This window comes from Microbulbifer okhotskensis, assembly GCF_023895975.1.
Taxonomy (GTDB): Bacteria; Pseudomonadota; Gammaproteobacteria; order Pseudomonadales; family Cellvibrionaceae; genus Microbulbifer; species Microbulbifer okhotskensis.
Genome location: NZ_JALBWM010000198.1, coordinates 1 through 3,708, shown reverse-complemented (window position 1 = coordinate 3,708; position 3,708 = coordinate 1). Strand labels below are relative to the sequence as shown.

General features: G+C 49.0%; 2 protein-coding genes. One reads left to right on the top strand and one right to left on the bottom strand.

The window, feature by feature from the left end; all coding sequences use genetic code 11:
- Window positions 1-956: 956 nt before the first annotated feature.
- Window positions 957-1,559, bottom strand: a complete 603-nt coding sequence (locus MO867_RS20940) for a GNAT family N-acetyltransferase (protein ID WP_252472726.1) — start codon at window positions 1,557-1,559, stop codon at window positions 957-959.
- Between the two features lie 461 nt (window positions 1,560-2,020).
- Between MO867_RS20940 and MO867_RS20935 the strand changes: the two genes are divergently transcribed.
- A complete protein-coding gene (locus MO867_RS20935; protein ID WP_252472725.1) occupies window positions 2,021-3,448 on the top strand; it encodes a DEAD/DEAH box helicase in 1,428 nt (475 codons plus the stop codon).
- The last annotated feature ends 260 nt before the right edge of the window (window positions 3,449-3,708 follow it).

The window sequence follows — 3,708 nt, the reverse complement described above, 5'->3', positions numbered from 1 at the left end:
CGAGCAGTACAGTGACTATGGGGCTATAGCTGTATGAAACTGTCCGAAGTGTTGACATATCTGAACTTGAGATATTGAATCCAAGCAATCGAAAGTAATGGTCGGAGTTGGCCATAAATTCGTTGGGTATGTGGAAACCATGCAAAAATTAATAGTGCCATGAAAATAGGTGCTGAGAGGTTTTCGATGAAGTTCCAGCTCAATGATGTTGGATTTGTTCGGCTACACAATCTCGATAGAATAGTGGAGGATTTCCTTGTCTATTCGCGGAGCATGGTAGTAGCTGATACATGGAGTTTCTATTGTGCAGCAATATTAAGCTTTTTCAAGCTTCAGCGCTTGGATGCCCTTGTTCGAAATAATGTTAACGTAAGAAAAGTACTTCGATACTTCAATAAATCGGGCAATCTTGGCAGAGCATATTCTTGTCAGAATGGATGTTGACATCAGAATGGCAAGTATTTTTAGTTTTCTCATTGACTGTGATTTTATTGCTGTAATTGTGAGTTGCTTAACTGTTAACTTGCCGTGTGAGTGAATTGTTCTGGGCGGTTTTTCATATCCGGTTTATAGTGGATCAGGCACTGGGGTATCGCTTTTCGTCCGGAATAACACTACTCAGCTCAGTAGGCTACGGAAAAACTTCTTAACATCCTTTAGGGGTTTCTGACAGGGGTTGATTCTTTGTGGCTGAGCCCTGTTGGCAGATTGGTAGATACAATAGGTGGCTGATAAGTCCGCATACTGTGGGAGCAAAAGCGGGCTAGGCCCGCAGGCTTTGACAAGATGTGGGTAGCAATACGCCTGAGTATTATCCGAAAACTATTTACTACCGGGGAATGGGTTACTCAACAGTAAAGCCTATTTAATATATTAGCAGTACTAATGGCGCCAGCCGTCACAGTACATGAGGTGAGGGTAGTGCAGGCTGGCTTGGTGTATTCACCATTTCAAAGTTAATCCAAGTTGATTCTAGAAATTTCTTCTTCTTTACAGAATCCGTTGGCCTTCAGTGGTGCTTGTAGGTAAAGGGTATAAGTCAAAAGGGTATAGTCACTTGAATCTGCCCTGCAGGTAAAACCCATAGATTTTGCAAAGGTGTCTACGCGCTTGTTTTGTGCAGATTCAATAGAGTAGATTCGCTCAAGTCCCTGTTCGCGGGCACAGTCAATCAGCCGTTGTAGCATTAAACGCCCCAGGCCCAATCCCTGCCAGTCATCACTGACTACAACAGCACACTCGCAGGCGCGCCCATCTAGGTCGAGGGCATAGTGTGCAATTGCAGCGGCATGCTGAGCGTGATCGCTAGTGCAGATGGCAATAAAAGCTTCATGAACGTGGTGATCATTATCAGTGAGTAACTCCAGAAGTTTTTGGCTGGCTTTACAGCTGCCGCCAATGAAGCGATCACGACGAGTCTCCGGGGATAACTGCTCTATCATCTCTTTCTCCAGCTGACCATCACTGTGGCAGATGGGACGAATTGAGACTCTGCGTCCATTTCCAAGGGTAACCAGTTCAATCTGGTGCTCATTACTCATACTGCTGTCAAATGACATAACAACTTCAATCCTGGCTGCTCATGGCAGCTTTGTTTTAAACGTTCGCAACAGGGGGTGGGTTATCTCAAAGATAGTCGCTCGCGCTGCGAACGTGGAACAATGTTACGGTCCTGGGGCCGATTCCCCTAACAACCGCTTTATATAAAGCTATAAGGGATAGATGTTTAAAGGATGGAACTATACAGTCAGTCTTTTTATGTTATAGTGACGCAGCTGACTTTTCTCAGCTGCGTCATTTGTAGGCCGGTAATCCGCCGGTAGCCCCCCCGGAATTTTTCTAAATTCTTCCTGGAAATTTCTACTGAATGCCGCGCGCCGGTAACGTATACCGGCGAATAGACGGCTGTACACGCTGGGAGCAACTAGAGCTCCCGATGTCGACTCCGATTTCTCTTTTCGCTCCCCTAGCTGGGTGTGCGTGTGTTTGATTGCGCCTACGGCGCAGTTCGAGGTTTTTTATGTTGTTTGAAGATCTGGGCCTAGCCCAGGAAATTGCTCGTGCAGTCGCTGAGCAGGGATACACTGCGCCTACACCAATTCAGGCAGAAGCTATTCCGGCGGTTATGGAAGGCAATGATATTATGGCGGCGGCCCAGACGGGTACTGGCAAGACAGCTGGTTTTACTTTGCCGTTATTGCACCGTCTGAGTAAGGGCGAGCGTGCCCGCAAAGGGCAGGTGCGCGCATTGGTACTGACACCAACCCGCGAGCTGGCGGCTCAAGTATTTGATAATGTTCAGGGTTATAGCCGGTACTTGCCTATGCGCCATGCGGTAGTATTTGGTGGAGTGAAAATTAATCCCCAGATCTCCCGTCTTCGCGGTGGCATTGACATTTTGGTCGCCACACCGGGAAGGTTGTTAGACTTGCACAATCAGGGTGCCATTCGGTTTGATCGCCTTGAGGCTTTGGTCCTCGATGAAGCCGATCGCATGCTGGATATGGGATTTATCCACGACATTAAGCGGGTACTGAGAGTGCTGCCGCCGAAACGTCAGAACCTGCTGTTCTCTGCTACTTTCTCCCCTGAAATTCGCAAGCTGGCCAAAGGGTTGGTGACAAATCCCCTCGAAATTGATATTAGCCCCCGCAACACCACGACCAATACGGTACAGCAGAAGCTGCACCCTGTGGATAAGGCGCGCAAAACAAAACTGCTGAGCCATTTGATCCGTGAAAATAATTGGCATCAAGCGCTGGTATTTAGCCGCACAAAGCATGGCGCTAATCGCTTGGTTAAGCAGTTGGAAGGGGATGGTATTTTATCGGCAGCCATTCATGGTAATAAAAGCCAGAATGCTCGCACCAAAGCCCTGGCGGAATTCAAAGCCGGTAAGGTTCAGATCTTGGTTGCAACTGATATCGCCGCCCGCGGAATTGATATCGATCAATTGCCTCAGGTCGTAAATTTTGACCTTCCTAATGTCCCTGAGGACTATGTACACCGCATTGGCCGTACAGGTAGAGCAGGTGCTCAGGGGCAGGCCGTTTCCCTGGTCAGTGCCGATGAGATCAAGCAGTTACGTGACATTGAGCGGTTGATCGGCAAGCCCATCGAGCGCGAGGAAATTGACAGGTTTGAGCCGAATCATGAGCTGCCCACATCTGGTAACCCTAAGCGGGGAGGGGCGCAAAAGCCCAGCGCAAGTAAGCGCACTGGCCCTGCACGTAATAGTGAGGGTGGAAATGAATCCCATAGTAGCCGTGGAAATGCCCGCGGCAAAGGTGTGGGACGCGGTAACGGCGGGCGCAATGGCTCCGCTAGCAAGGGGAACAGTGGTGGTAATGGTCGAGGGCGCGGAGCAGAGTCTGCGGGCACTGATGGCCAGCGTCCACAGCGCGCACCTCGACGTCGCCCAAGTGGCGGACGTTCAGAGAGCGCCTAGCGCATTAGAGAGTTACTGTTGAAAAAGCGGCCTGAGGCCGCTTTTTTTTTGCTTCGATTTTTTGTGGCTATAGTCAGGGTGTGCAGAAACCTTTTTTCACTCTCGAGGCGATTCATGGAGGCTGCTTTCCTGCAGCGAGCTTCATACGAGAAGCAGTATTTGAGTATATAGATTGCAATCAGTCCCGTGCTTCAAGCACCAAGGGCCAGGGCTGTCCCATATAAATCAGCTTAAATGGTGGCTGTAATTATCTTGTCTAA

Coding starts and splice junctions, on each gene's coding strand:
- MO867_RS20935 (WP_252472725.1), top strand. CDS start 2,021: ATGTTGTTTGAAGATCTGGGCCTAGCCCAGGAAATTGCTCGTGCAGTC.
- MO867_RS20940 (WP_252472726.1), bottom strand. CDS start 1,559: ATGTCATTTGACAGCAGTATGAGTAATGAGCACCAGATTGAACTGGTT.